The following is a 26465-nucleotide window of genomic DNA, read 5'->3' as shown; positions in this document are numbered from 1 at the left end:
TCCGCGCGTTACGGTGACCCGGTGCCGAAGAACCAGAACACGTTCTCATCGCTGACCGGCCTGAGCCGCAGGCTCGCCAATCGCGCGGTCCACGCCGGCTGGCGCTGGATGCAGCAGGCCGGTGCGGTCACCGCGCAGACGCCCGGACGGCTGCGCTTCGGCGCGATCGGACACGGCACCCGCCTCGCCTTCCCCCAGGGCACGGTCTTCGGAGAGCCGTGGATCCGCCTCGGCGACCACTGCATCATCGGCGAGCAGGTCACGCTGACCGCCGGGATGATGCCGGGGCTCGACCTCGGGACCGAGCCGGTGCTGGTCCTCGGCAACGGCGTCGTGCTCGGCCGGGACACCCACGTCATAGCCGACACCCGCATCACCATCGGGGACGACACCTTCTGCGGACCCGGGGTGTACATCACCTCCACGAACCACAGTTACGACGATCCGCACGAGCCCGTCGGCAAGCAGTGGCCGCGCAGCGCGCCGGTGGAGATAGGCCCGGGCTGCTGGCTCGGCACGGGCGCGGTGATCCTGCCGGGGGCCCGGCTGGGCCGCAACGTGGTGGTGGCCGCGGGGGCCGTCGTACGGGGCGAGGTGCCGGACCACGCGGTGGTGGCCGGGGCGCCCGCGCGCATCGTCCGCCGGTGGCAGCCGGAGACGGGCTGGCAGCCGCCGCTGCGGACCCCCGCGCCGGTGCCGATCCCGGAAGGGGTGACGCCGGAGCAGCTGCGCGCGGTGGCGCTGCTGGCGGAGGCCGAGCAGCGCTCGGCGGACACGCACTAGGTCGCCTGCCTGCCCGCCGGCCGGTCTGCCCGCTAGCCCGCGGCGAGCAGAACCGTTCCGGCCAGGGCCAGCCCGGCGCCGGCCGCCTGGACCGTCCGCAGCCGCTCCTTGAGGACGACGAAGGCGGCGAGCGCGGTGATCACCGGGTAGAGCGAGGACAGTACGGCGGCCACGGTCACCGGACCGTGCTGGGCGGCCACGGAGTACGTGCCGTTCGCCGCGACGTCCGCGAGCCCGACGAAGGCCAGCGCGGGCAGCAGCCCCCACAGGATCCGCGGGCCCGTCCCCGCCGGCAGGGCCGGGGCGCCGCGCCGGGTCCGGACCCACAGGGCCGCGCCGCCCGCGGCCACGTTGGTGACCCGCTGGACGAACAGGGCGAGGAAGAGCCCGGTGACGCTGCTCGACGCGTGCGCGATCAGGGCCATCACCGCACCGAACCCGAAGGCCGCGGTCAGCGTGAGCACGACCGCCCGGCGCTGTACGGGCGCACCGCGCAGCTCCGGGCCGCCCGCGAGGACGATGCCCACGACCGCCACCGCGATCCCCGCGAACTGGCCGAGCCCGGGCCGCTCGCCCAGGGCCAGCCCGGCCGCGACGGGCACGACCACCCCGAGCGAGCCGAGCGGCGAGACAACGCCCATCGGCCCGAGCGCCAGCGCCTCGTAGAAGCAGAGCATGGCGACCGGCCCGACCAGGCCCGCCGCGACCGCGAACCACAGCTGGGGCCCGGCCTCCCGCCAGGCGCCCGTAGCCAGGACGACGGCGCCGAGCACGATGACGGCGAGCACCTGGGAGACCACGACCACCGTGAGCGCCGGCAGCCGGCGGGTCAGCATCCCGCCGCCGAAGTCGGCGAGACCCCACAGCAGGGCTGTGGCCAGGGCGAAGAGGGCGGTCATGACAGGGGCCTCGCAGTACGGTGCAGTGAACGGGGGAGTCCGGCGCGCAACACCCCGCACGCTAGTTCAGCCGCACCGCGCCACCGCGGACGGGTCGGTCAGAGGGCCGGGATCTCGATGGCGGGGCAGCGGTCCATCACCATCTCCAGGCCGGCCTCGCGGGTCCGGGCGTAGGCGGCCTCGTCGATCACGCCGAGCTGGAACCAGACGGCGTCCGCCCCCACGGCCACGGCCTCGTCGGCGACGGCCCCGGCCAGGTGGCTGTTCACGAAGACGTCCACGACGTCCACCTCGAACGGGATCTCCGCGAGCGAGGCGTACCCCTGCTCGCCGTGCACCGCCTCCGCCTTCGGGTGCACGGGGACGACCCGCTTGCCGAACCGCTGGAGCGTGCGGGCCACCCCGTAGGCAGCCCGGTCCCGGTTGTTGGACAGGCCCACCACGGCCCAGGTGTCGCCGAGCTCGGTGAGGATCTTGCGGATGGTTGCCGGGTCGCCGTACACGGTTGCCGCCTCCTGTTGCCTTCAGGTGCGGCCCGGCGCTCCGGCCCGCACCCGTGATCAACCGAAAGGACACGTGTCCGATTCCCCGTAGGGTGGAGCGGTGAAGTCGGACCAGTACGTGACGGTGGCCCGTGAGGGCGTGCACGAGTCGGAGATCAACCGCTCGCGCTTCCTGTGCTCGCTCGCGCCCGCCGCGACGGAGCAGGAGGCGCAGGAGTTCATCGCGCGCGTCCGCAAGGAGCACCCCACCGCCACGCACAACTGCTTCGCCTACGTCATCGGCGCCGACGCCTCCGTCCAGAAGGCCAGCGACGACGGGGAGCCCGGCGGCACCGCCGGGGTGCCCATGCTCCAGATGCTGATGCGCCGCGACATCCGGTTCGCGGTGGCCGTGGTCACCCGCTACTACGGCGGTGTGAAGCTCGGCGCCGGCGGCCTGATCCGGGCCTACGGCGGAGTCGTCGGCGAGGCCCTCGACGCGCTCGGCACCCTCACCCGCCGCCGCTACCGGCTGGCCACCGTCACCGTGGACCACCAGCGGGCCGGCAAGACCCAGAACGACCTGCGCTCCACCGGCCGCACCGTGGTGGACCTGCGCTACGGGGCCGCGGTCGAGATCGAGGTCGCCCTGCCGGAGGCGGACCTGCCCGCCTTCGAGGCCTGGCTCGCCGACAGTACGGCGGGCAGCGCCACCCTCACCCTCGGCGGGGAGACGTACGCGTCCTGAGGACGTGGCCCGGGGGCCCCGGTGACGCGTTAGCGTAGAGGGGCTCAGCGAGCGGGAGACGACCGGGACGACCAGGGGGACGGAAGAAACATGTGCGGCGAGACGTCCGGCGGGGCCGGCGAGTGAGGCTCCTGCACACCTCCGACTGGCACCTCGGCCGGTCCTTCCACCGCGTGAACCTGCTCGGGGCCCAGGCCGCCTTCATCGACCACCTGGTCGAGACCGTCCGCGAGCGCGAGGTCGACGCCGTCCTCGTCGCCGGCGACGTCTACGACCGGGCCGTGCCCCCGCTGCCCGCCGTCGAGCTGTACGACCGGGCGCTGCACCGGCTCGCCGACCTCGGCGTGCCCACCGTGATGATCTCCGGCAACCACGACTCCGCCCGCCGGCTCGGCGTCGGCGCCGGGCTGATCGGCCGGGCCGGGATCCACCTGCGGACCGACCCCGAGGGCTGCGCCGACCCCGTGGTGCTGGCCGACGTACACGGGGAGGTGGCCCTGTACGGACTGCCGTACCTGGAGCCCGCCCTGGTCAAGGACCGGTTCGCCGCGCAGAAGGTGAGCCACGAGGCAGTGCTGGGCGCGGCCATGGACCTGGTCCGGGCCGACCTCGCAGCGCGCGCGCCCGGCACCCGCTCCGTCGTCCTCGCCCACGCCTTCGTCACCGGCGGGCTGGCCAGCGACAGCGAGCGCGACATCGCCGTCGGCGGGGTCGAGGCCGTGCCCGCCTCCGTCTTCGACGGGGTGGACTACGCCGCCCTCGGCCACCTCCACGGCTGCCAGACGATCAACGAACGGGTCCGCTACTCCGGTTCCCCGCTCGCCTACTCCTTCTCCGAGGCCGACCACCGCAAGACGATGTGGCTGATCGACCTCGGCCCGGCCGGAGAGATCGCCGCAGAGCGCGTCGACACCCCCGTGCCGCGCCCGCTCGCCCGGCTCCGGGGACGGCTCGACACGCTGCTGGAGGAGACCGCGTACGACGCGTACGAGGGCTCCTGGATCGAGGCCACCCTCACCGACCCGGTCCGGCCCGAGGACCCCATGGCCCGGCTCGCCGCCCGCTTCCCGCACACCCTGAGCCTCGCCTTCGACCCCGAGGGCCGCGAGGAGTCCGGCGGGGCCTCGTACGCCCAGCGCCTCAAGGGGCGCAGCGACCAGGAGATCGCCGAGGACTTCGTCGCCCACGTACGCGGCGGCGGGGTCGCCGACGAGGCCGAACGGGCCGTGCTCCAGGGCGCCTTCGAGGACGTACGGGCGGACGACAGCCGGCAGGAGACCCGCCGATGAGGCTGCACCGGCTCAGGATCACCGCCTTCGGCCCCTTCGCCGAACCCCAGGAGATCGACTTCGACGCGCTGTCCGGCGCCGGGATCTTCCTGCTCCACGGCCCCACCGGCGCGGGCAAGACCTCCGTCCTCGACGCCGTCTGCCACGCCCTGTACGGATCGGTGCCCGGCCCCCGCCAGGCCCCCGGCACCAGCCTGCGCAGCGACCACGCCGACGCCGGGACCCCCACCGAGGTCACCCTCGAACTCACCGCGGGCGGGCGGCGCCTGGAGATCACCCGGCGCCCCGAGCAGGACCGGCCGAAGAAGCGCGGCACCGGCACCACCAAGGACAAGGCGCAGAGCTGGCTGCGCGAGTACGACGGGGAACGCTGGCAGGCGCTCAGCCGTTCCCATCAGGAGATCGGCGAGGAGATCGAGCAGCTGCTCGGCATGAGCCGCGAGCAGTTCTGCCAGGTCGTGTTGTTGCCGCAGGGCGAGTTCGCCAAGTTCCTGCGGGCCGACGAGGCGGCGCGGGGCCGGCTGCTGGGCCGGCTCTTCGACACCCGCCGCTTCGCCGCCGTCGAGGCGCTGCTCGCCGAGCGCCGCCGGGCCGCCGAGGCCAAGGTCCGCGCCGGCGACGAGAAGGTGCTCGGCATCGCCCAGCGGCTCGCCCAGGCCGCCGGGGACAGCGCCGACCTGCGGGCCTGGCCGCTGCCCGGGCACCAGCCGGGCGATCCCGGGCTGGCCGGGGCCGTCCGGACCTGGGCCGCCGTCGCCCGCTGCGCGGCCCGGGAGCGGCTGACGGTCGCCGAGTACGCGCTGGCCGCCGTCGAGGGCCGGCACGCCGCCGCCCGGCGGGCCGCGAGGGAGGCGCGGGAGCTCGACCGCCTCCAGCGCCGGCACGCCGAGACGGCCCGCCGCACCGCCCTGCTCGCCGAGGCGGAGCCCGAGCGGGAGCGGGTCCGCGCCCTGCTGGACCGGGCCCGGCGCGGCGCCCTGGCGGCCCCCGCCCTGGAACTGCGCGGAGCCGCCTCGGCGGCCCACCTGTCCGCCGCCCACGCGGAGGCCGCCGCCCGCGCGCAGCTCCCGCCGGCCCTCGCCGAGGCGGGCACCGAGCAGCTGTCCGCCGTCGAGCAGCGGCTGCGCCAGGACCTCGGAGCGCTCGGCGCCGCCCAGCGGTCCGAGCAGCGCAGCGCCGAGATCGGCCGCGAGCGGGCCACCCTGGAGCGGGAGGCCCGCGACGCCGAGGAGCAGCTGCGGGACTCCGCCGACTGGCTCGCCCGCTGGGAGGCCACCCGGACCGCGCTGGCCGAGCGGGTGGACGCCGCCCAGCAGGCCGCGACGCTGGCCGAGCAGCTCGCGGGGCGGCTGGAGCCGGCCCGGATGCACCTGACCGCGTCCCAGCGCCGGGATGCGCTGGACGCCGATGCGCAGCGCGCCGAGGGTGAACTGCTCTCCGTACGCGAGGAGTCGACCGCCGCCCGGGAGCGCTGGCTGGAGCTCAAGGAGGCCCGGCTGCGCGGGATTGCCGCCGAGCTCGCCGAGGCGCTGGTGGCGGGGGAGGCATGCACGGTGTGCGGGTCGGCGGAGCACCCCGCTCCGGCGCGCCCGGCCCCCGGGCACGTGGACCGGGCTGCCGAGGACGCCGCCCACGCCCGCTACGAGCGGGCCGAGGGGAGCCGGGCCGCCGTCGAGCGGAAACTCGCCGCCGTCCAGGAGGCGCGGGGCGAGGCCGCGGCGGCCGCCGGGGAGGCCACCACCGGCGAACTCCTCGCGCTGACCTCTGACCTGAGCTCCCGGCACGCCGCCGCCCACGCCGCGGCGGCCGGGCTGCACACCGCCCGGGAGCGGCTGGCCGGCGCCGAGCGGGAGCACGCCGTACGCAGCTCCGACCGGCTCGATGCCGAGCGCAGGGCCGCCGGCCGGGCCTCCCGGCGCGAGGCCCTGGACCAGGAGCAGGCCTCGCTGGAGGAGGAGCTCGCCCTCGTACGGGACGGCGCGCCCACCGTCGCGGCCCGCGCCCGGACCCTGGAGGACCGGGTCCGGATGGTCACCGGGGCCGCCGCCGCGCTGCGCCGGGCCGAGGACACCGCCGCCCGGCTCAAGGAGGCCGATGCCCAGCTCGCCGACGCCGCCTTCAAGGCCGGCTTCGACACCACCGAGGCCGCCGCGGACGCGGTCCTTCCGGACTACGAACGCACCGCGCTCCAACGGAGGACGGACGCCTGGCAGGCGGAGGAGGCCATGCTGGCGGACCGCCTCGGCGAGACCGACACCGCCCTGGCCGCGACACTGCCCCCGGCCGCGCCGGACGCCGCCGAGGCGTACGAAGCCCGGGCGGCGGCGAAGCTTCGTACGGCAGGGTCCGCCGTGGACGCGGCCCGGGTGCGCTGCGCGGAGCTGGACCGGCTGTCCCGCCAGGCGGAGCAGGAGCTGCGCGCCCTGGGCCCGCTGCGCGAGGCGTACGACCGCGTGGCCCGGCTGGCCGGGCTCACCGCGGGCACCTCCGCCGACAACGAGCGCAAGATGCGGCTGGAGGCGTACGTCCTGGCAGCCCGCCTGGAGCAGGTCGCGGCCGCCGCGACGGTACGGCTGCTGCGGATGTCCGGCGGCCGCTACACGCTCGTCCACTCCGACGCCAAGGCGAGCGGACGCGGGCGATCCGGCCTCGGGCTGCACGTGGTGGACGCCTGGACCGGCAGCGAGCGGGACACCGCCACGCTGTCGGGTGGTGAGACCTTCTTCGCCTCGCTGGCCCTGGCCCTCGGCTTGGCCGACGTGGTCACCGACGAGGCGGGCGGCATGCGCCTGGACACCCTGTTCATCGACGAGGGCTTCGGCAGCCTCGACGACCAGGCGCTCGACGAGGTGCTCGACGTACTGGACTCGCTGCGCGAACGGGACCGCAGCGTCGGCATCGTGAGCCACGTCGCCGACCTGCGGACCCGCGTCCAGGCCCAGTTGGAGATCGTCAAGCAGCGCGGCGGCTCGGTGGTCCGCCACCGCACGGCGTCCGTCACGGACTGAGCGGGCGGCGGGACAGCGGCGAGGAGTACACGATGCTGGTGGTGACGGAGCCGAGGCCGGCGATCCGGCCCGCGACCTCCTCCAGGTGGCCCATCGAACGGGTGGCGACCTTGAGCACGAAGCAGTCGTCGCCCGTGACGTGGTGGGCCTCCAGGATCTCCGGGGTCGCCTCCAGCAGGTCGTGGAACGGCTTGTAGTTGCCGTGCGGATAGCGCAGCCTGACCAGCGCCAGGATGGACTTGCCCAGCTTCTCCGCGTCCACCACGGCGGTGTACCCGGTGATCACGCCCGCCTCCTCCAGGCGGCGCACCCGCTCGGTGACCGCGCTCGCGGACATCGAGACGGCGCGCGCGAGATCGGCGAAGCTGGCCCGGCCGTCCTCTTGGAGGGCCGTCAGAATGCGCCAGTCGGTGGCGTCAGGGGAATAGTCGGTCATGAGGCAGGTGTAGCAGGGGAATCCCCGGCTGAACAAGGGGAAGGCCGGGGAAAGCCACTTCCCGGGATGATCAGCGGCTCGTAGATTCAGAGCCATGACGACGACACAGAACAGCGCCGCCCCGGCCGCCGCCCCGGCCCCCGCTCCCGCCGCCAACCCCGTGCTCCGGGTGCCCCCGGCCGCCCCGGCCGCGGCCGCCGCCTACTTCGCCGCGAGCCTCGCCTTCCACGCGGACGTGTCCGACGTCGCCGCCGCCTTCAAGGCCCACCGCGAGCAGGGCGCCGAGCTCGGCTTCCAGCTGGTCGACTCCCGCTCCACCCCGGCCTGGGACCAGGCCCACGTGCCGGGTGCGGTCCACCTGCCGACCGCCCTCGTCCCCGAGCAGGCCGAGCGGCTCCTCGACAAGAGCCTTCCCGTGGTCACGTACTGCTGGGGCCCCGGCTGCAACGGGGGAGCCCGCTCCGCGCTCGCCCTGGCCCAGCTCGGCTTCCAGGTCAAGGAGATGCTCGGCGGCATCGAGTACTGGATCCGCGAGGGCTTCGAGGTCGAGACCTGGCAGGGCGGCCGACAGCGCGGCGAGGCGGACCCGCTGACCGCGCCGACCGACTCGGACGACTGCGGCTGCTGACGGCCGATTCCGCGCCGGAACGCCGTACGGGCCGCCCGCTCCCTCGCAGGGGGAGCGGGCGGCCCGTACGCGTGAGCGCCGGCGCCGTCGATCAGAGCTTCGACAACTCGTCCACCAGGTCGTCCAGGCCCAGCGAGCCCTGCGACAGCGCCGCCATGTGCCACGCCTTCAGGTCGAAGGAGTCGCCGTGCGCGGCACGCGCGTTGTCCCGCCCGAGCAGCCAGGCCCGCTCGCCCAGCTTGTAGCCGATCGCCTGTCCCGGCATCGACAGGTAGCGGGTCACCTCGCTCTCGATGAAGTCCGCCGGCCGGCCGCTGTGCAGGCCGAAGAACTCCTGCGCCAGGTCCACCGTCCAGCGCTCGCCCGGGTGGAACGGCGAGTCCGCCGGGATCTCCAGGCCCAGGTGCATGCCGATGTCCACGATGACGCGCGCGGCGCGCATCATCTGGCAGTCCAGGTAGCCCAGGCGCTGCTCGGCGTCCTTGAGGTAGCCCAGCTCGTCCATCAGGCGCTCCGCGTACAGCGCCCAGCCCTCGACGTTGGCGCTGACGAGGCCGACGCTGGCCTGGTAGCGGGAGAGCTGGTCCGCGACGTGCGCCCACTGTGCGAGCTGGAGGTGGTGGCCCGGAACGCCCTCGTGGTACCAGGTGGAGACCAGGTCGTACACCGGGAAGCGGGTCTGGCCCATCGTCGGCAGCCAGGTGCGCCCCGGACGGGAGAAGTCCTCCGAGGGGTTCGTGTAGTACGGGGCCGCCGCGCCGCCCGGCGGGGCGATCATGGACTCCACCCGCTTCACGCGCTCGGCGAGCTCGAAGTGGGTGCCGTCGAGGTTCTCGATGGCCTCGTCCATGATGCCCTGGAGCCAGGCCCGGACCTCGTCGACGCCCTCGATGTGGGTGCCGTGCTCGTCGAGGTGGGCCAGCGCCTCCCAAGGACCCGCGCCCGGCAGGATCTTGGCGGCCTCGGCGTTCATCTCGGCGAGCAGCCGGTGGTATTCCGACCAGCCGTAGGCGTACGCCTCGTCCAGGTCCAGGTCCGTGCCGTTGAAGTACCGCGACCAGCGGGCGTAGCGCTCGCGGCCCACCTGGTCCGGCGCGTCCGCGACGGCCGGGGCGTACACGTCGCGCATCCAGTCGCGGAGTCCGGCGACGGCCGCGGTGGCTCCGGCGGCCGCCTCCTCCAGCCCGGCGCGCAGCGTCTCCGGGCCGCGGGACGCGAGTTCGCCGAAGAAGCCCGCGCCGTCGCCGTCCGCGCCGTCGCTGTCAGCGCCGTCGCTGTCAGCGCCGTCCTCGCCCGCCCAGGTGGTGAGCTGGTCGATGAAGGTGGCGGTGGCGCGCGGGCCCCCGTACAGGCCGCGGTCCAGGCCGAGTTCGAGGCTCTCGCGGTAGCCGGCGAGTGCGGCGGGGACCGCGCGCAGCCGCTCGGCGATCGCGGCCCAGTCCTCGTCCGTGTCGGACGGGGTCAGGGTGAAGACGTCGCGGACGGCGTGCGCGGGCGAATGGATGTTGCTGACGGTCCGCAGGTCCTCGTCCGCCTCGTACACCGCGAGTTCGGCGTTGAGGCGCTCGCGCAGGAGGCGGCCGCAGCGGCGCTCGGCGTCGCTGTCCGCGCCGGGCAGCCGCTCGGCGGCGTCGAGGCGGGCGAGGGTGGAACGGGACAGGTCGGCGGCGGCCGCACGGCCGGCGGGCGAGAAGTCCGGGAGCCGGCTGGAGCACGCGGCGACACCGAGATAGGTGCCCGCGATCGGATCGATGGCAATGAGGTCGTCGACGTATGCGTCGGCGACCTGGCGGGGCAGCCGGGAGGCGCTGTCGCTGCGAAGGGTCTCTGACATGCGGCCATCTTCGTACGAGGGAAGGCCCCGCGTCATCACCGTTCGCTTTCAGCCTCCTGACGTGCACGGGAGCGGCGGAGCGTGGTGCCGCTCCCGTGCGGTCAACGGCGTGCGTCCGGGGGCGAGTTCACGCCACCTGACGCGATCCCGGTGGTCCGGGTTCAGCGCGGGTGGTGCTGGCCGTACGGCTGCTGCGCGCGCGGGAGCTCGTACACGCCCCGGGAGGCGGCCGGCTTCGCGTCAAGCCGGGCGGTGATCACCAGGGTGCCCTCCTCGATCTGGTAGTCGAGGGGGAGCCCGAGGCCGCGCATGGCCGCGACCATGCCGGTGTTGGAGGCCTGGGTGACGGCGTACACGCTGTCGCAGCGGGCCTCCACGGCCATCGAGATCAGGCGGCCCAGCAGTTCGGAGCCGATCCCGCGGCGCTGCCAGTCGTCCTCGATCAGGAGCGCGACCTCGGTCTCGTCCCCGTCCCACAGCAGGTGGCCGAGGGCGACGAGCTTGCCGGACGCGGTGGTGGCGGCGAGCGTACGGCCGAACCGGGGGCTCAGCAGGTGGCCGAGGTAGCGGTCGGCGTCGGAGACGGGGCCGTGGTAGCGCAGGCCCAGGGTGCGCTCGGAGCAGCGGTCGTGCATCGCGCGGGCGGCGGCGAGGTCCGAGCCGTCGGCGCGGCGGACCGTGATCTCGTTGCCCTCGGGCAGGGTCAGCACGTCCTGGCTGCGCGGCACGCGCGGGCCGAGCCGGGCGTCGAGCTCGACGAGGGCGCGGGCCCGGGCGAACTCGGTCGGGGTGAACGGCAGATAGGGGCGCTCCACGGTGATGGCACCGCCCGAGGGGTCGCGCAGCCGCATCACCGTCGCCTCCAGGACGCCCTCGACGGGGGCGTCGGCGCCCGCGTTGGGGCGGCCGGAGAGGGTGGTGGCCGGGATCGAGTGGATGGTGCAGCGGCCGAGCAGCTGGCGCAGGGCGAGGGGCAGCTCGGCGGCGTCCAGGGCGGTGCGGGTGGCCAGGCCCAGGACCCGGGTCGGGGTGTCGACCAGGTCGTGCGCGTCGGCGCGTTCGATCCAGGTGCTGTGGCCGCCGGCCCCGGCGATGGCGCGGGAGAGCTCGGAGGAGGCCAGCTGCTGCGGGGAGCGCAGCAGGAACTCGTCGACGGTGCCGCCCTCGGGGAGCGGGTGGGTCTGGAGGGTCAGGATGTCCACGCCGTGGTGGGCGAGCGCGCTGCAGATCGCGGCCAGGCTGCCGGGCTCGTCCCGTACGGTCGTCCGCATCCGCCACAGGGCGGTCGTGGCGGCGGTGGCGCTCTCCGACGCGGACCCCGACGCGGAGGTGGCCCCGGCCGTGCCGCCGGGGGCCGGATCGGAGGGCGCTGTGCTCGGCGGCGGCGGTGCATGGCTGTGGCGGCGTGCCCACCAGGTGTGGAACGCCGTCGTGACCAGGAGTGCGATGGCCGAGGCGATGAGCAGGACCGGGCCGTGGGGGCCGTGCGCGACGAGATTGGCGATGCCGTCGGCGACCGCGACGGCGCAGAACAGCGCGGCCAGTTCGACGAGGTCGCGGCGCCAGTGGTGGCGGTGGTGGCGGTGGGCGGAGGCGTGGTTGCGTTCAGTCATGCATGCCACTGTGACGCAGGGGTGTTGCGTGATCACGAACGATCTGTGTCCGACTGGTTAAGTGTCCGTCTGGCCGATTTCGCCCGGTTTTCGAGAGGGGTGCAGCCATCCGGAATCCGCGGCGGCGAGCCGGGGGCCCGGTCCGGGACCCGGGGGTTCCGGGGCCCGGACGGCCGGCGCCGAGGCCCGGGATCCCCCGGGGACCTGCGGTGGTTACTGGCCCACGCGTCCGGGCTGGAGCGAGGTGGTGAAGAGTACGCCGCCTCCCTGGCGCCGCAATCGGACGGTGAGTTCCCCGCACTCGCCGTCGATCTCGACCTCCCCGTAGTACGGGGGGTTCTCGGACGGTGACATGTTGGCGAGCGGGGCCGACTGGACGTAGGCCGTCTCGGGGCCGAAGGTGGCGTCGAGCTTCCCGGCGGGGAAGCCGCCCGCGCCGATGGGACCGGAGACGAACTCCCAGAACGGTGCGAAGTCGGTGAAGGCGGCCCGCTCGGGGGCGTAGTGGTTCGCGGCCGTGTAGTGCACGTCGGCGGTGAGCCAGAGGGTGCCCGTGATGCGCTGGTGCTTGATGTGGCGCAGGAGTTCGGCGATCTGGAGCTCGCGGCCGAGCGGGGCGCCCGGGTCGCCCTGGGCGACGGCCTCGAAGTTCTCGGTGCCGTCGGCCACGACGATGCCCAGCGGCATGTCGGAGGCGATGACCTTCCAGGTGGCGCGGGAGCGCGACAGCTCGCGTTTGAGCCAGGCCAGCTGCTCCTGGCCGAGGATGCCGATGGGGTCCACGGTCTGGCGGCCGGGGGAGTTGGCGTCGCGGTAGGTGCGCATGTCGAGGACGAAGACGTCGAGCAGCGGCCCGTACCGCATCACCCGGTACATCCGGCCCTCGGCGCGGCCGCCGCGGAGGTCGGTGACCGGGAAGTACTCGCCGAAGGCCTGGCGTGCGCGCCCGGCGAGGGTGTCGACGTCGCGCACGGTGTAGCGGGGGTCGTCGATCACCTGGCCGGGGTACCAGTTGTTGCGCACCTCGTGGTCGTCCCACTGGGCGAGGACCGGCACCTGGGCGTTGAAGTCGCGCAGGTTGCGATCGAGCAGGTTGTAGCGGAAGTTCCCGCGGAACTCGGCGAGGGTCTCGGCGACCTTCGCCTTCTCCTCGGTGGTGATGTTGCGCCAGATGCTGCCGTCGTGCAGGGGGACGGAGGCCTGGATCGGCCCGTCGGCGTAGATGGTGTCCCCGCTGAAGAGGAAGAAGTCGGGGTCGCGCTGGCGCATCTCGTCGAAGACGCGGTAGCCGCCGAGGTCCGGGTTGATGCCCCAGCCCTGGCCGGCGAGGTCCCCCGACCACAGGAAGCGCACGTTGTGGCGGCGTGAGACGGGGGTGGTCCGGAAGGTGCCGCGGACCGGCTCGCCCGTGCGGCGCGGGTCGTCCGGGTCGGCCAGGACCACCCGGTAGTGGATCTGCTGACCGGGCGGGAGGTCGCGCAGGGTGGTGGTGCCGGTGAAGTCGGTGGCGGGGCCGAGGAACGGGCCGCCGTGCCGCCGGACGCCGTAGCGGAACGACTCGCTCGGGGAGGTCTCGACGTACATCCGCGCCGGCCGGTCGGAGCGCGTCCAGATGGTGGCCGAGTGCGCGGTGATCTCACCGGACTGGGTGCCCCACGAAGCGCTCGGGCGTCCGGAGCGGGTGAACGCCGCGGCGGTGGTGGGTGCGGCGAAGGCGGGCGCGGCGAGCGCGCCGGACAGGGCAAGGCCCACAGGAACGGCGAGTGAACCGCCGAGCAGGGACCGTCGGGTGTGCGGCATCGGTGCCATCGGAGCGTCTCCAGGGGCCGGCGGGGACGGGTCGGACCAGTGTGCCGTCGTACACCGGCCCGCCCGCGTCGCCCAACCGAACCGTGGATGAACAGCCGTCAGCAGGTCAGGCGGATTGGCCGGTTGTGGCTCGCACCGTGTCCAGAACCACGCGGCAGACCAGCGCCGGGTCGTCGTTCATCGGTACGTGGCCGCATCCGCGGAGCCGGACCAGCCGGGCGTCGGGGACCGTGTGCTTGGCGCGTACGCCCTGGCGGGGCAGGAGCAGCCGGTCGCGGGAGCCCCAGGCGATGGTGACCGGCAGGCCGGGCACGTCCGAGGTGAACCGTACGGAGCGGCCGGCGGCGAGGGTCTCCTCGAATCCGGTGGCCTCGCGCAGGGCGAGGGTCTCGGCGACCACGGCCTCGGGTGACCGGCGGGCCGGGTGCGCGTAGATCGTGCCGGTGAGCGCGGCCCGGCCGGCGGCGCTGCGCGAGAGCCGCTCCAGCGTGGAGTGGGGAAGCGTGAGCGCGCCGACGCGCATCGCGCGCAGGGTGGCGAAGGCGTACTTGCGCTCGGCCTCGGTCCAGAAGCCGGCGGGGGAGAGCGCGGTGACCGAGCGGACCAGGTTGCTGCGGCCCATCTCGAGGGCCAGGAGCCCGCCGAGGGAGTTGCCCACGACGTGCGGGCGCTCGACGCCGAGGGCCGTGCAGAGCGCACCGAGCGCGGGGACGAAGGTGCCCAGGTCGTACGGGACCCCCTCGGGCAGCGGCTCCGAGAGGCCGAAGCCGGGCAGGTCGACGGCGATGACGTCGTGCTCGGCGGCCAGGATGTCGGTCACCGGGTGCCAGGCCTGGAGGTGGTGGCCGATGCCGTGCAGCAGGAGAAGCGGTGCGCCGGCGCCCTTGCGCTCGTAGGCGACGGTGGCGGTGCGGGGGCCCAGCGGCGATTCGATCGGGAAGGAGACCGTGGCGGTCATGCAGCTCCTCGTCGGGTGGACGCGTGTGAGACAGGCTGTCAGTAATGACTACCGCCATGATTACCGCCCGGTAGCCCTGCGGGACAAGCCCCGGACGCGTGTCGGGGAGCGAGAACATCGCATGAACGGCTTGATACGTATGCCCGATGTGCCCGGTAAAGGGGTGAGGATTGGTCTTGACCAAGGGGGAGTGCCGTCCTATCGTCGCAGGGATAGTGCAGGAACCTTTAATAAACAAGGGCGCGGAACTGCCGCTGGAACACGGCGATTGCAGCGATGGCAGGAGGAGTCAGGGTGGGGACCACGCAGCTCGAAACGGTGCCGGAGCCTAAGTACTGGCACCTCAAGACCGTCCTCAGCGAGGCGCTCGACCAGGACTTCGCGGTGGGCGAGGTCCTGCCGAACGAGCGTGAGCTCGCCGCCCGCTTCGGAGTCGCCCGCGCGACCCTGCGCCAGGCCCTGGAGCAGCTCGAACTCGAAGGGCGGCTGCAGCGCCGCCGCGGGGTCGGCACCACCGTGGCCCCGCCGCGGGTCGGCGTGGCCGTCGGCAGTACGGGGCAGAGCTGGCCCGGCGAGAGCGTCGACGGCTGGGAGGTCGTGGACGCGGACCCGGCCGATGCCGCCCTGCCGTCCGCCGCCGTCCTGAAGCTCCTCGGTGGCGCCGGCGCCACCGACCGGCCCCTGCACACCGTGCGCCGGACCCGGGTCTCCCACGGGCAGGCCGTAGCCGCCGAGCTGCTGTACGTGCCGGCCGCTTCCGTGCCCGGCCTCTCCGCCATCGACGCCCCGGCCGGACCGGCGCGCGCCCGGGCCGTGCTGCGGGAGCTTCAGCGGCTCGCCCTGGACGGGCAGGACCGCTCGGTGGAGCTCGGCTCGGCGCGTGCCGACGACGCCAAGGAACTGGACCGGCTGCCGGGTGCGCCGGTGCTCGTGGTCACCACCCGGTACTTCACCGCCGCGGGTACGGCCGCCGTCTCGGTCGCCACGTACCGCGCGGACACCTGCCGCCTGACCTTCGGTGACGCGGGCGATGTGGAGATAACGCACGAAGCCCGCGTCGCCTCCTGACGGCTGAGACTCCGCCCGTCCGCCGCCGCGGGGTCAGCGGCGGCGGGTCGTGACCGTCTTCTCCACCGCGAAGAGCTCTTCTTCCACGTGGTCCAGCGCCAGGCGCAGGGCCCCGGTGGCCACCGCGGCCTCGCCGAGCAGGGACTGCGCCACCCGCGGGGGACGAAGGCAGTAGCGCTCCAGTTCGCGGCGCAGGGGGTCCAGGACACCGGCCAGGCCGGCCGCCCAGCCGCCGACCACGACGAGCTCCGGATCCATGGCCAGGACCAGCGCCGCCACGTCGTGCACCAGCCGCTGGATGAAGCGCTCCACCGCGGCCACGGCCCGCCCGTCGCCCCGGCGGGCCATCGCGAAGACCTCGGCGACCGCCTGCTCGTCCAGCGGGTGCAGCGGTTCGCCGGTCGTGGACAGCAGCTTCTCGGGCGTGACATCACGGCCCAGCAGGTGCAGGGCGCCGATCTCGCCGGCCGCCCCGCCGAAGCCGCGGTGCAGCCGTCCTCCGATCAGTGATCCCGCGCCGGGGCTGAGCCCCGCCATCACGAACACCATGTCGTCGGTGTCCAGCGCGGCGCCCTTCCAATGCTCGGCGACCGCGGCCGCATTGGCGTCGTTCTCCACCTGTACCGGGCAGCGGAACGAGCGCCTCAGCCGCTCCCCGAGGGGTAGTCCGGTCCAGCCCGGCAGTGCCGTGCCCAGGCGTACGGTGCCGTCCGCCTCCACGATCCCGGGGCTGCCGACGCCGACCGCACGCAGGGAGTCCCGCGGTACGCCGGCCCGCCGCAGCAGATCGGCCACCGCCGCCCGCACCCGCTCCAGCCGCTCGTCGGCGGACGCCGTCTCGGCGACCTCCTTCGTGCCGGCGCCGATCACCCGCCCGTCCAGCCCGGACAGCAGCACCGCGATCCGGTGCGAGCCGATCTCGATGCCGAGCAGATGCCCCGCCTCGGCCCGGAACCGGTAGCGCCTGGCCGGCCGCCCCTGGCGCCGCGCGCCCTCCTCCGCGCCGGCCTCGACGACGAGCCCGGTCCCGATCAGCCCCTCGACCACACCTTCGACCGTCGGCCGGGACAGTCCGGTCACCCGGGTGAGGTCGGTGAGGGTCGGCGATTCGGCCGCCCGCAGCGCACGCAGCACCACGGCCGAATTGATCCGCCGGAGCAGAGAGGGATCCCCGCCGGTCAGCTGCCCCAACGTGTGTCCTCCCAGCTAGCGAGCTTGTCTGCCGGATCGTACTGTGCCCCCGGGGCCGCTGCGAGACGCAGCCCCCCATCGGCCGGAACCGGCTCCTCCCCTCAGGCCGGGGCGACGAATCCCGACTCGTAGGCCGTGATCACCGCCTGGGTCCGGTCGCGCGCCCCGAGCTTGCCCAGAATCGCGCTCACGTGGGACTTCACCGTCTCCGTGCCGACGATCAGCTCCTTGGCGATTTCGACGTTCGTCAGCCCTCGGGCCATCGCCCGCAGTACCGCTTCCTCCCGCTCGGTCAGCGCGGCCCGCTTCAGTACCGCCCGCGCCTGCCGGTTCCCGTACTCCGCGGCCAGCGCCCGCACGGCCGCCGGGAACAGCAGCGTCTCGCCCTCGGCCACCAGCCGCACCGCGTGCACGATCTCGGAGGGGCGGGCCCGCTTCAGCAAGAATCCGTCCGCCCCGGCCCGCAGCGCCTGGTACACGTACTCGTCGTTCTCGAACGTGGTCACCACGAGGATCTTCGGCGGGGAATCCACGGTCCGCAGCACGGCCCGCGTCGCCTCGATCCCGTCGAGCAGCGGCATCCGCACATCCATGGCCACCACGTCCGGCCTCAGCTGCCGCACGAGCGGGACGACGGAGGCCCCGTCGGCCGCCTCACCCACCACCTCGATGTCGGGCTGGGCATCCAGGACGGCACGCAGACCCGCGCGCACCAGGGGTTCGTCATCGACGAGCAGAACGGTAACCGGCATCCGGTCAGCGTATTCGCTCCAGCGGAAGCCGTGCGCGCACCCTCCAACTGCCCTCGAACGGCCCGGTCTCGGCCTCCCCGCCGAGCAGCGCGGCCCGCTCCCGCATCCCGCGCAGCCCGCTCCCGCTGCCGGGGATGAAGGCGGGCCCCTCCGGCAGCGGGTTCATGACCTCCATGTCCAGCCTGCCGACGGCCATCTCCACCCGGACCTTGACCGGCACCGGCCCGCAGTGCCGCAGCACGTTCGTGAGCGCCTCCTGCAGGATCCGGTAGCCCTCCCGGGTGACCGGGCCCGGCAACTGCTCCAGCGGCCCCGTCAGTTGGGCGTCGACCTCAGACCCCGATGCCCGCGCCGACTCCAGCAGCCGGTCGGCCTCGGCCAGCGTCGGCCGCTGGGAGACGGGCTGCGCCGACTCCCGCAGGATCAGCAGGACCCGTTCCAGGTCCTCCAGCGCGGCCCGGCCCGTTTCCTCGATCGCACTCAGCGCCCTGTCGGTGAACTCGGGGTTGCCGGCGGCCCGGGCCGCCCCCGCCTGCACCACGGCCACCGTCAGGGCGTGCCCGATCGAGTCGTGCAGCTCCCGCGCGATGCGGGTGCGCTCCAACAGCTGCTCGGTGCGGGCCTCCAGGGCGGTGAGCCGCTCGGCGGCCGAAGGCCCCAGCAGCCGGCGCGCGACCGCGGTGACCAGCTCGCCCAGCAGCACCACTATGGCGATGAGAAGGACCAACGGGACGGGAACGAGCAGTGCGGCGGCCCAACGCGGCGGAACGAAGGGGATCATGAGGTCCGAGTTGAGCGGGTGTCCGAGCGCCGCGGCGACGAGTTCGACGGTCACCACCGGGAGCCATACGGTCGCGGCCATGGCGGCGAGCGCGATGACGAGCCGTGTCTCGAGCCACAGCAGTGTCCGCCACCGGTCGCTCCACCGCGCCGACGGCGCGGCACTGATGCCGCTGTCGAGGTCGCCGCGGTCGTGCGGGGTGAGCAGGAACTGCGCTTGCAGCCCCTCGGCCAGCCGCACCCAGGGCACCAGGCCGAACGGTATGACGATGACCAACGGCATCCACGGCCACGCCGGCTCTATGAACATCCACAGGGCCAGCAGCAGCACGGGCACGCACAGATGCAACCAGCGTGAGTAGGTCACCGGTTGGAGCGGGGCACGGAGCAGTCGGTACATGCCCCCCATCGTGGCAGTGACCGGCCCGGATACGTCTCCCCCACGTGGGGGAGACGGCACCCTCGCATGGGGGAGGAGCGGGGGTGGGGCGGGCAGCGAATCTTGAGCCATGAACAGCATCGAGATCCGAGAACTGACCAAGGAATACGGCCGCACCCGAGCCGTGGACCACCTCACCTTCGACGTCCTGCCGGGGCGGGTCACCGGATTCCTCGGCCCCAACGGCGCCGGCAAGTCCACCACGATGCGCCTGCTGCTGGGCCTGGACCGGATCACCTCCGGGACGGCCAGGATCGGCGGGGCCCGGTTCGCCGACTTCCCCGACCCGCTGCACCGGGTGGGTGCACTCCTGGACGCCCAGGCGGCCCACGGCGGGCGCACCGCCCGGGACCACCTCCGCTTCCTCGCCGCTGCCAACCGCATCCCGGTCCGCAGGGTCGAAGAGGTACTGGAGCAGGCGGGGATCGCCTCGGCGGCAAAGCGTCGGGTCAAGACCTTTTCGCTCGGCATGCGCCAGCGTCTCGGCATAGCGGCCGCGCTGCTGGGAGATCCCGAGGTGCTGCTGCTGGACGAGCCCACCAACGGGCTCGACCCCGAAGGCATCATCTGGATCCGCGAGCTGATGCGCGGCCTTGCCGCCGAGGGCCGCACGGTGCTCGTCTCCAGCCATCTGATGTCCGAGACCGCGGCGCTCGCCGACCATCTGGTCGTGCTCGGACAGGGCAGGCTGCTGGCCGACTCCTCCATGGAGGAGTTCATCGAGGCCCGCAGCACCCCGAAGGTGCGCTTGCGGACCTCGGACCCGGTCCGTCTCCGGGCGGCCCTGGCCCGGGACGGCTTCGAGCTGGCGAGTACCGGAGACGGGCGCTGGACGGTGGAGGGCATACGGGCCGAGCAGCTCGGAGGCATGGCAGCCCGCGAGGGCATCCCCGTGCTGGAACTCTCCGACGAACGCGCCTCGCTGGAGCAGGCTTACCTCGACCTGACCGCCGACCACGCCCAGTTCGCCGCCACCCACTGACTTTCCCCAAGACCCAAGGAGGCTTCGCCATGAGCGCCGCTCTGCCCACCGTCCCCGTCCTGCACTCGGAATGGATCAAGATACGGTCCCTTCGCGGCACGTTCGGGGCGCTGATCGCCATATTCCTGGCCACCGCCGGGATACAGGCTCTGGCCGCTGCCGCCGTAGGCCAGGCCGAGGCCGGCAGCATGGGGGAGGACCCGCTCCTCGGCGCCTTCTACGGCATCAACTTCGGCCAGATAGCGGCGTTCGCCTTCGGGGCCAGCGCCTTGGCCGCCGAGTTCCACAACGGCGCCCTGCGCACGTCGCTGACCGCGGTGCCGAGCCGTACGCGCCTCTACCTGTCGAAGATCGCCATGGTGGGCGCACTCGCCTTCCTGACGGCCCAGGTCACCGGCCTGCTCACCTTCGTCCTGGGCCAGGCGTTCATGGGCCAGTACGCGATGTCCCTGGGGGACCCGGGCACCCTCCGCGCCGTCTTCGGCAGCGGTGTGTACCTCACGCTCATGGCCCTGTTCGCGGCCGGACTGACAGCGGTGCTGCGCAGTGCGGCGATCGTGCTGAGCGTGCTCATACCCTTCGTCGTCATGGCGCCGTTCATCATCGGCCAGGCCGCGGGCGGCGTGGCCGAGTTCCTGCCGGACCAGGCGGGGCAGCTCGTCATGCACCTGGAGTCCAGCGGTCGGCTCGGTCCCTGGAGCGGCCTCGGCGTGCTGGCGCTGTGGGCGGCGGCCGCGCTGGCCGGCGGCTGGCTGGCGGTGCGCCGGCGGGACGCGTGACGCCGGGCCAGTTGTCAGACCTCGACGCGATACTGACGGTATGACCACGGCAGAGCATCTCGACACGATCGACCGGCTCCGGACGCGTGCCTTCCCCGACGTCCCGGGCAGGTCCGAAGTGGGCACCAGCGGGCCCGGCTACCACCTCGCGGAGCTGGGCGGGAGCCGGTGGTACGGGGACGAGGACGCGGCCGACCGCCTGGCGCACGAGGACCAGGTGTCCGCCGAGTTCGACGCCCTGGCCCAGCGGCTGGAGGAGCGCTGGGGCACGCCCGACCGGTTCACGCTCGACAGCCTGCGGCTGCGGACGGAGGCCGGGGAGGTGGCGCAGCCGTGGCAGGAGATCGGCGACACCAGCGACCACCTCCACCTCTGGCGGGTCGGGGACCGCTGGGTCGCCGTCTACGAGGCCCGCTGGGGGGCCGACCACTCACCGCAGCTGATGGCCGCGGTGACCGTGATCGACCCGCCCTAGGGGGTGTCCGGGTTCGGCTGGGGAGTCTGCTCGGCAGCCGACTCGGCGGCCGAGCGGAGGCGGGCGTACTCCTGGGCCATGGACTCCGCGGTCCAGTGGGCGTTGAGGCCGCTGGGGTTGGGAAGCGCCCAGACGCGGGTGGAGCCGATGGTCCGGTCCTGGGGTCCGATCTGTGCCTTCCGCTCGCCGAAGGCGGTGCGGTAGGCGGTGACTCCGACGACCGCCAGCCACTGCGGGCGCAGCAGTTCCACCTTGGCGGTCAGGATGCGGCCGCCCTCGCGGAACTCCTCGGCGCTCAGCTCGTCGGCCCTGGCCGTGGCGCGGGCGACGACGTTGGTGATGCCGAGCCGGTAGGTCAGCAGCTCTTCCTGCTCCGCGGGATCCAGGCGGCGCGGGGTGAAGCCGGACAGATGCAAGACCGGCCAGAAACGATTGCCGGGGCGGGCGAAGTGGTGGCCCGTCGCGGCGGAGAGGAGACCCGGATTGATCCCGCAGAACAGCACACGCAGACCGCCCGCGACCACGTCCGGGAGGACGCGGTCACGGGCGGCGCTCAGCTCCTCGGCGGTCAGAGGATCGATCCCGGTGCGTACCCGGCGGCCTCCGGGTGCTGCTTGGCGATCGCCTCGATACGGGATACCACCGCGGCCACCTGGTCACCGGCCGCGCCCGTGAAGGACAGCTTGTCGGCCATCAGGGCGTCGAGCTGGGCCCGGTCCAGCGGCATCCGCTCGTCGGCGGCCAGCTTGTCCAGCAGCTCGTTGCGCTCGGCGCCCTGCTCGCGCATGGCGAGCGCGGAGGCCACCGCGTGCTCCTTGATGACCTCGTGGGCGGCCTCGCGGCCGACACCCGCCCGCACCGCGCCCATCAGGACCTTGGTGGTCGCGAGGAACGGCAGGTAGCGGTCCAGCTCGCGGGCCACGACGGCCGGGAAGGCGCCGAACTCGTCGAGCACCGTCAGGAAGGTCTCCAGCAGGCCGTCGAACGCGAAGAACGCGTCGGGCAGGGCCACCCGGCGGACCACGGAGCAGGACACGTCGCCCTCGTTCCACTGGTCGCCGGCCAGCTCGCCGGTCATCGAGGCGTAGCCGCGCAGGATGACCATCAGGCCGTTGACGCGCTCGCAGGAGCGGGTGTTCATCTTGTGCGGCATCGCGGAGGAGCCGACCTGGCCGGGCTTGAAGCCCTCGGTGACCAGCTCGTGGCCGGCCATCAGGCGGATCGTCTTCGCGATCGACGAGGGGGCGGCGGCCAGCTGTACCAGGGCGGTGACCACGTCGTAGTCGAGCGAGCGCGGGTAGACCTGGCCGACGGAGGTGAAGGCCTGGGCGAAGCCGAGGTGGGCGGCGATCCGCTGCTCCAGGTCGGCCAGCTTGGCGGCGTCGCCGCCCAGCAGGTCGAGCATGTCCTGGGCGGTGCCGACCGGACCCTTGATCCCGCGCAGCGGGTAGCGGCCGAGCAGGTCCTCCAGCCGGGCGTAGGCGACCAGCAGCTCGTCGGCCGCCGTGGCGAAGCGCTTGCCCAGGGTCGTCGCCTGCGCGGCGACGTTGTGGGAGCGGCCGGCCATGACCAGCTCGGCGTGCTCGCCGGCCAGCTTGCCCAGACGGGAGAGGACGGCGACCGTACGGTCGCGGGCCAGCTCCAGCGAGAGCCGGATCTGGAGCTGCTCGACGTTCTCGGTGAGGTCGCGGGAGGTCATGCCCTTGTGGACGTGCTCGTGGCCGGCGAGGGCGTTGAACTCCTCGATGCGGGCCTTCACGTCGTGCCGGGTGACCTTCTCGCGCTCGGCGATGGAGGCGAGGTCGACCGTCTCCAGGACGCGCTCGTAGTCGGCGAGGGCGGCGTCCGGGACCTCGATGCCGAGGTCCTTCTGGGCGTGGAGCACGGCGAGCCACAGCCGCCGCTCCAGCGTCACCTTGTACTCGGGGGACCACAGGACGGCGAGCTCCGCGGAGGCGTAGCGGCCGGCCAGGACATTGGGGATGCGGGGCTTGGCTGTCACGTGTAGGGATTCTACTTGGGCCGCAGCTGTGCGTTTACGCAGGTAGGGACCCCGCCCCGGATTGTGCCTTGCTACGAGAGCTGCTCGCGCGCGCCTGCCTCGTACGGGAGCAGCTCCGGGCGCTTGGCCGGTCGGCCGTCCCCGGAGGAGCGGCCCGTCAGGCGGCGGCCGACCCACGGCAGCAGGTGCTGCCGGGCGAAGCTCAGGTCCTGGGACCGGCGCACGGCCCAGCCCGGCGGTATCGCCGCCGGGAGCTCGGCGCGCCAGTCCTGCTCGGGCGGCAGGCCCAGCGTCTGCCAGACCGCCTCGGCGACCCGGCGGTGGCCCTCGGCCGTCAGGTGCAGCCGGTCCACGTCCCACATGCGGGGGTCGGCCAGCACCCCGGGCCCGTACAGGTCCACGACCAGGGCCCCGTGCCGGGCGGCCAGCTCCTCGATGATGCCGAAGAGCTCCTCCATGCGCGGCCGGAACCGGTCCATCACCGGCCCGTTGCGCCCCGGCGAGCGCATCAGCACCAGCGTCCCGCAGGTGGGGGCCAGCAGCCCCACGGCCTCCTCCAGGTGCCCGCGGACCCGGCCCATGTCCACCTTCGGCCGCAGCGCGTCGTTCAGACCGCCGACCAGCGTCACCACGTCCGCGCCCATCGCCGCCGCGACCGGGGCCTGGTCCTCGGCTATCTGCCCGATCAGCTTCCCGCGGACCGCGAGGTTCGCGTAGCGGAAGCCGGGCTCTCGCGCCGCGAGGCGGGCGGCCAGCAGATCGGCCCAGCCGCGGTAGGAGCCGTCGGGCAGCACGTCGGACATGCCCTCGGTGAAGGAGTCGCCGACCGCGACGAAACTGGTGTAAGACGCATTCATCTCCATGGCGCAGCGATGCTACCGCGCAGTACCCCGGCCGTGCAGGGCCGGGGCACCACCGCGGTGGCAACCGCGTCAGGCGGAGGCCGGCCTGCCGAACAGCTCGCGCAGCACGTCCTCCATCGTGACCAGGCCCGTCATCGCCCCGCCCGAGCCCATGACCGCCGCAAGATGCGTCCGGCTGCGCCGCATCGCGGTCAGTACGTCGTCCAGCGGGGTCTCTGCCCGTACCTGCGCGATCGGACGCAGCGCGGAGACGGGGAACGGCTGGTCCCGCTCCGGCCCGTCCGCGTCGAGGGCGTCCTTGACGTGCAGGTACCCGAGGATCCCGGCCTGGGCGTCGATCACCGGGAAACGGGAGTACCCGGACTCGGCGGACAGTCGCTGCAGGGCCGTCGGCGTGACGCCCTCCCGGGCCACGACGACCCGGTCCAGCGGCAGCACCACATCGGTGACCGGCCGCCGGCCCAGCTCCAGGGCGTCGTGCAGCCGCTCGCTCGCCCGGCCGTCGATCAGCCCCGCGGCGCTGGAGTCCTTCACGATCCGGGCCAGCTCGTCGTCCGTGAACGTCGCCGCGACCTCGTCCTTCACCTCCACCCGCAGCATCCGCAGCAGCAGGTTGGCGAAGGCGTTGATCGCGAAGATCACCGGCCTCAGCGCCCGGGCCAGGGTCACCAGCGGCGGACCGAGCAGCAGCGCGGTGCGCACCGGCTCGGACAGCGCCACGTTCTTCGGCAGCATCTCGCCGAAGAGCATGTGCAGGTACGTGGCCAGCGCCAGCGCCACCACGAACGAGATCACGTGGGTCAGCCTCGAGTCCACCCCGACCAGGTCGAACAGCGGGGTCAGCAGGTGCGCGATGGCCGGCTCGGCCACCACACCCAGCACCAGGGTGCACAGCGTGATGCCCAGCTGGGCCGCCGCCATCAGCGCCGAGACGTGCTCCAGCGCCCACAGCACGGCGCGGGCCCGCCGGTCGCCCTGCTCGGCGTACGGCTCGATCTGGCTGCGCCGCACCGAGATCAGCGCGAACTCGGCGCCGACGAAGAAGGCGTTGACGACCAGGGTCGCCAGGCCGATCAGCAGTTGGAGCACCGTCATCGCGCTCCCTCCCCACCCTTGTCCGAGGACTCCTGCGCCGGCTCGGCCGGCGCGTGCAGCAGCACCCGCGCGGCCCGCCGGCCGCTGGCGTCCACCACGTCGAGCCGCCAGCCGGCCAGCTCCATGCTGTCGCCGACGGCCGGGATCCGGCCCAGCTCGGTCGCTATCAGCCCGGCGAGGGTCTCGTACGGGCCGTCCGGCACGCGCAGTCCGATCCGCTCCAGCTGATCGGTGCGCACGGCGCCGTCGGCGGAGTAGAGGGGGCGCCCGGAGGCGTCCGTACCGGCCGGGGCCAGGTCCGAGGTCTCGTGCGGGTCGTGCTCGTCGCGCACCTCGCCGACGACCTCCTCGACGATGTCCTCCAGGGTGACCACGCCGGCCGTGCCGCCGTACTCGTCGATCACCACGGCCATCGTCTGGCGGCCGGACAGCAGGTCCAGCAGCCGGTCCACGGTCAGCGACTCCGGTACCAGCAGCGGATCGCGCAGCAGCCGGGAGACGGGGCGGCGGTGCCGTTCCTCGGCGGGCATCGCGAGCACGTCCTTGATGTGGACGGTGCCGACGACGGTGTCGAGGCTGCCGCGGTAGACGGGGAAGCGCGACAGGCCGGTCGCGAGCGTCGCGTTCGCCACGTCCTCGGCGGTGGCCTGCACGTCGAGGGCCGTGACCTGGACCCGCGGGGTCATGACGTTCTCCGCGGTCAGGTCGGCCAGGTTCAGGGTCCGCACGAAGAGCTCGGCGGTGTCCTTCTCCAGCGCGCCCGCCTTCGCGGAGTGCCGGGCCAGCGCCACCAACTCCTGCGGGGTGCGCGCGGAGGCGAGCTCCTCGGCCGGCTCCATGCCGAGCCGGCGGACCATGTGGTTCGCCGTGGTGTTGAGATGGCTGATGAACGGCCGGAAGGTGCGGCTGAATACCCGCTGCGTGGTGGCCACGCGCTTGGCGATGGCCAGCGGTGAGGAGATCGCCCAGTTCTTGGGGACCAGCTCGCCGACGACCATCAGGACGACGGTCGACAGTACGGTGCCCAGGATCAGGGCGGTGGTGGAGGCGGTGTCGGCCGACAGCCCCATGGCCTCGAAGGGGCCCTGGAGCAGGGCGGCGATCGAGGGCTTGGAGATCATGCCGATGACCAGGCCGGTCACGGTGATGCCGAGCTGTGCGCCGGAGAGCTGGAACGTGAGGCTCCGGACGGCCTCCAGGGCGCTCTCGGCTCCGCGCTCGCCACGCTCGGCGGCCTGTTCGAGCTCACTGCGCTCGACGGTGGTGAGCGAGAACTCGGCCGCGACGAAGGCCCCGCAGGCAAGGCAGAGCAGCAGCGCCACGAGGAGCAGGAGCACTTCGGTCATCGGTCGGTCACCTCCGTCCCATGATCAGCCAGGAGGAGGGGTATCGCGCGATGTCGGGTACTGGGGGGCTCGCCCATGGGCGGACGCTCACACCTTTCGTTCGGGTCGGTTTTCGGGTCGGTCGACCGCTTGCACCATAGTAAAGGAAAGGCAAAGAGGTCGGATCATTCTTTTGGCGGAGCGCAACCGGATGATGGGATCCGGCC

The 26465-nt window shown here is 73.5% G+C and carries 24 protein-coding genes; 9 read left to right on the top strand and 15 right to left on the bottom strand.

From position 1 onward, the window contains the following. Nucleotides 1-21 precede the first annotated feature (21 nt). Nucleotides 22-783 (top strand): acyltransferase, encoded by a 762-nt coding sequence (locus OG509_RS07095; protein WP_406181019.1) that lies wholly within the window; start codon nt 22-24, stop codon nt 781-783. A gap of 32 nt (nt 784-815) precedes the next feature. Here the strand turns inward: OG509_RS07095 and OG509_RS07090 are convergent, their stop codons facing one another. Beyond that, on the bottom strand, nt 816-1682 hold the full coding sequence (locus OG509_RS07090) for an EamA family transporter (protein ID WP_406181017.1): 867 nt from the start codon (nt 1680-1682) through the stop codon (nt 816-818). A 98-nt stretch (nt 1683-1780) separates the two neighbouring features. After that, complete coding sequence (locus OG509_RS07085) at nt 1781-2185, bottom strand: CoA-binding protein (RefSeq protein WP_406181015.1); 405 nt, start codon at nt 2183-2185, stop codon at nt 1781-1783. A gap of 100 nt (nt 2186-2285) precedes the next feature. Here OG509_RS07085 and OG509_RS07080 point away from each other — a divergent pair, with 100 nt between their 5' ends. From OG509_RS07080 to OG509_RS07070, 3 genes are all read left to right on the top strand, one after another. Beyond that, complete coding sequence (locus tag OG509_RS07080) at nt 2286-2912, top strand: YigZ family protein (RefSeq protein WP_387288618.1); 627 nt, start codon at nt 2286-2288, stop codon at nt 2910-2912. A gap of 122 nt (nt 2913-3034) precedes the next feature. Next, nucleotides 3035-4201: an exonuclease SbcCD subunit D gene (locus OG509_RS07075; RefSeq protein ID WP_406181013.1), complete on the top strand. Its 1167-nt coding sequence runs from the start codon at nt 3035-3037 to the stop codon at nt 4199-4201. Then, a complete protein-coding gene (locus OG509_RS07070) occupies nt 4198-7209 on the top strand; it encodes an AAA family ATPase (protein WP_406181011.1) in 3012 nt (1003 codons plus the stop codon). Before OG509_RS07075 ends, OG509_RS07070 begins: the two co-directional genes overlap by 4 nt. Here OG509_RS07070 and OG509_RS07065 read toward each other — a convergent pair. Beyond that, nucleotides 7199-7645 (bottom strand): Lrp/AsnC family transcriptional regulator, encoded by a 447-nt coding sequence (locus tag OG509_RS07065; protein ID WP_053688949.1) that lies wholly within the window; start codon nt 7643-7645, stop codon nt 7199-7201. The two genes, OG509_RS07070 and OG509_RS07065, sit on opposite strands and share 11 nt — an antisense overlap. 94 nt (nt 7646-7739) lie before the next feature. On the opposite strand from OG509_RS07065, the gene OG509_RS07060 reads away from it, so the two are divergent. Further along, nucleotides 7740-8273, top strand: coding sequence for a rhodanese-like domain-containing protein (locus OG509_RS07060; RefSeq protein WP_406181009.1), 534 nt, complete (start codon nt 7740-7742; stop codon nt 8271-8273). A 91-nt stretch (nt 8274-8364) separates the two neighbouring features. Here OG509_RS07060 and OG509_RS07055 read toward each other — a convergent pair whose 3' ends face one another. From OG509_RS07055 to OG509_RS07040, 4 genes are all read right to left on the bottom strand, one after another. Further along, entirely contained in the window at nt 8365-10107 is a 1743-nt protein-coding gene (locus OG509_RS07055) for a DUF885 domain-containing protein (RefSeq protein WP_406181008.1), read from the bottom strand. A gap of 161 nt (nt 10108-10268) precedes the next feature. After that, nucleotides 10269-11720, bottom strand: coding sequence for a GNAT family N-acetyltransferase (locus OG509_RS07050; protein WP_406181006.1), 1452 nt, complete (start codon nt 11718-11720; stop codon nt 10269-10271). Between the two features lie 213 nt (nt 11721-11933). Then, nucleotides 11934-13529, bottom strand: a complete 1596-nt coding sequence (locus OG509_RS07045; protein WP_406181005.1) for an alkaline phosphatase D family protein — start codon at nt 13527-13529, stop codon at nt 11934-11936. Between the two features lie 106 nt (nt 13530-13635). Beyond that, complete coding sequence (locus tag OG509_RS07040) at nt 13636-14487, bottom strand: alpha/beta fold hydrolase (RefSeq protein WP_406181003.1); 852 nt, start codon at nt 14485-14487, stop codon at nt 13636-13638. Nucleotides 14488-14781: 294 nt separating this feature from the next. On the opposite strand from OG509_RS07040, the gene OG509_RS07035 reads away from it, so the two are divergent. Continuing rightward, nucleotides 14782-15555 carry a GntR family transcriptional regulator gene (locus tag OG509_RS07035; RefSeq protein ID WP_406181002.1) on the top strand — a complete coding sequence of 258 codons (774 nt, stop codon included), beginning with the start codon at nt 14782-14784 and terminating at the stop codon, nt 15553-15555. A gap of 33 nt (nt 15556-15588) precedes the next feature. On the opposite strand, the gene OG509_RS07030 is transcribed toward OG509_RS07035, so the two are convergent. From OG509_RS07030 to OG509_RS07020, 3 genes are all read right to left on the bottom strand, one after another. Beyond that, the gene (locus OG509_RS07030; RefSeq protein WP_406181001.1) at nt 15589-16746 is read right to left on the bottom strand and encodes an ROK family transcriptional regulator; all 1158 of its coding nucleotides are present in this window, start codon (nt 16744-16746) and stop codon (nt 15589-15591) included. A 101-nt stretch (nt 16747-16847) separates the two neighbouring features. Continuing rightward, a complete protein-coding gene (locus OG509_RS07025) occupies nt 16848-17498 on the bottom strand; it encodes a response regulator transcription factor (protein ID WP_030158304.1) in 651 nt (216 codons plus the stop codon). A gap of 4 nt (nt 17499-17502) precedes the next feature. Next, the gene (locus OG509_RS07020) at nt 17503-18678 is read right to left on the bottom strand and encodes a sensor histidine kinase (protein ID WP_406180998.1); all 1176 of its coding nucleotides are present in this window, start codon (nt 18676-18678) and stop codon (nt 17503-17505) included. A gap of 109 nt (nt 18679-18787) precedes the next feature. Between OG509_RS07020 and OG509_RS07015 the strand changes: the two genes are divergently transcribed. Genes OG509_RS07015 through OG509_RS07005 form a run of 3 tightly spaced genes read left to right on the top strand, consistent with a single transcriptional unit; the run spans nt 18788 to nt 20953 of the window. Continuing rightward, the gene (locus OG509_RS07015) at nt 18788-19699 is read left to right on the top strand and encodes an ABC transporter ATP-binding protein (RefSeq protein ID WP_406180997.1); all 912 of its coding nucleotides are present in this window, start codon (nt 18788-18790) and stop codon (nt 19697-19699) included. A 29-nt stretch (nt 19700-19728) separates the two neighbouring features. After that, entirely contained in the window at nt 19729-20478 is a 750-nt protein-coding gene (locus tag OG509_RS07010) for an ABC transporter permease (RefSeq protein WP_406180995.1), read from the top strand. Nucleotides 20479-20518: 40 nt separating this feature from the next. Beyond that, nucleotides 20519-20953: a hypothetical protein gene (locus OG509_RS07005; protein ID WP_406180993.1), complete on the top strand. Its 435-nt coding sequence runs from the start codon at nt 20519-20521 to the stop codon at nt 20951-20953. Here OG509_RS07005 and mug read toward each other — a convergent pair. The 5 genes from mug to OG509_RS06980 all read right to left on the bottom strand — a co-directional run bounded on the left by mug (nt 20950) and on the right by OG509_RS06980 (nt 26259). Continuing rightward, nucleotides 20950-21525: a G/U mismatch-specific DNA glycosylase gene (gene mug, locus OG509_RS07000; RefSeq protein WP_406187496.1), complete on the bottom strand. Its 576-nt coding sequence runs from the start codon at nt 21523-21525 to the stop codon at nt 20950-20952. The genes OG509_RS07005 and mug overlap by 4 nt on opposite strands. Then, nucleotides 21522-22955: an adenylosuccinate lyase gene (gene purB, locus OG509_RS06995; RefSeq protein WP_406180991.1), complete on the bottom strand. Its 1434-nt coding sequence runs from the start codon at nt 22953-22955 to the stop codon at nt 21522-21524. Before purB ends, mug begins: the two co-directional genes overlap by 4 nt. A gap of 71 nt (nt 22956-23026) precedes the next feature. Further along, nucleotides 23027-23818 (bottom strand): SGNH/GDSL hydrolase family protein, encoded by a 792-nt coding sequence (locus tag OG509_RS06990; RefSeq protein ID WP_406180989.1) that lies wholly within the window; start codon nt 23816-23818, stop codon nt 23027-23029. Nucleotides 23819-23887: 69 nt separating this feature from the next. Further along, nucleotides 23888-24913: a hemolysin family protein gene (locus OG509_RS06985; protein WP_406180988.1), complete on the bottom strand. Its 1026-nt coding sequence runs from the start codon at nt 24911-24913 to the stop codon at nt 23888-23890. After that, nucleotides 24910-26259, bottom strand: a complete 1350-nt coding sequence (locus OG509_RS06980; RefSeq protein WP_406180986.1) for a hemolysin family protein — start codon at nt 26257-26259, stop codon at nt 24910-24912. The genes OG509_RS06985 and OG509_RS06980 overlap by 4 nt, the downstream gene beginning before the upstream one ends. Nucleotides 26260-26465 lie beyond the last annotated feature (206 nt).

This window comes from Streptomyces sp. NBC_01006, assembly GCF_045162725.1.
Lineage (GTDB): Bacteria > Actinomycetota > Actinomycetes > Streptomycetales > Streptomycetaceae > Streptomyces.
The sequence above is the reverse complement of the archived record's forward strand: the minus strand, read 5'-3'. Positions and strand labels throughout refer to the sequence as shown.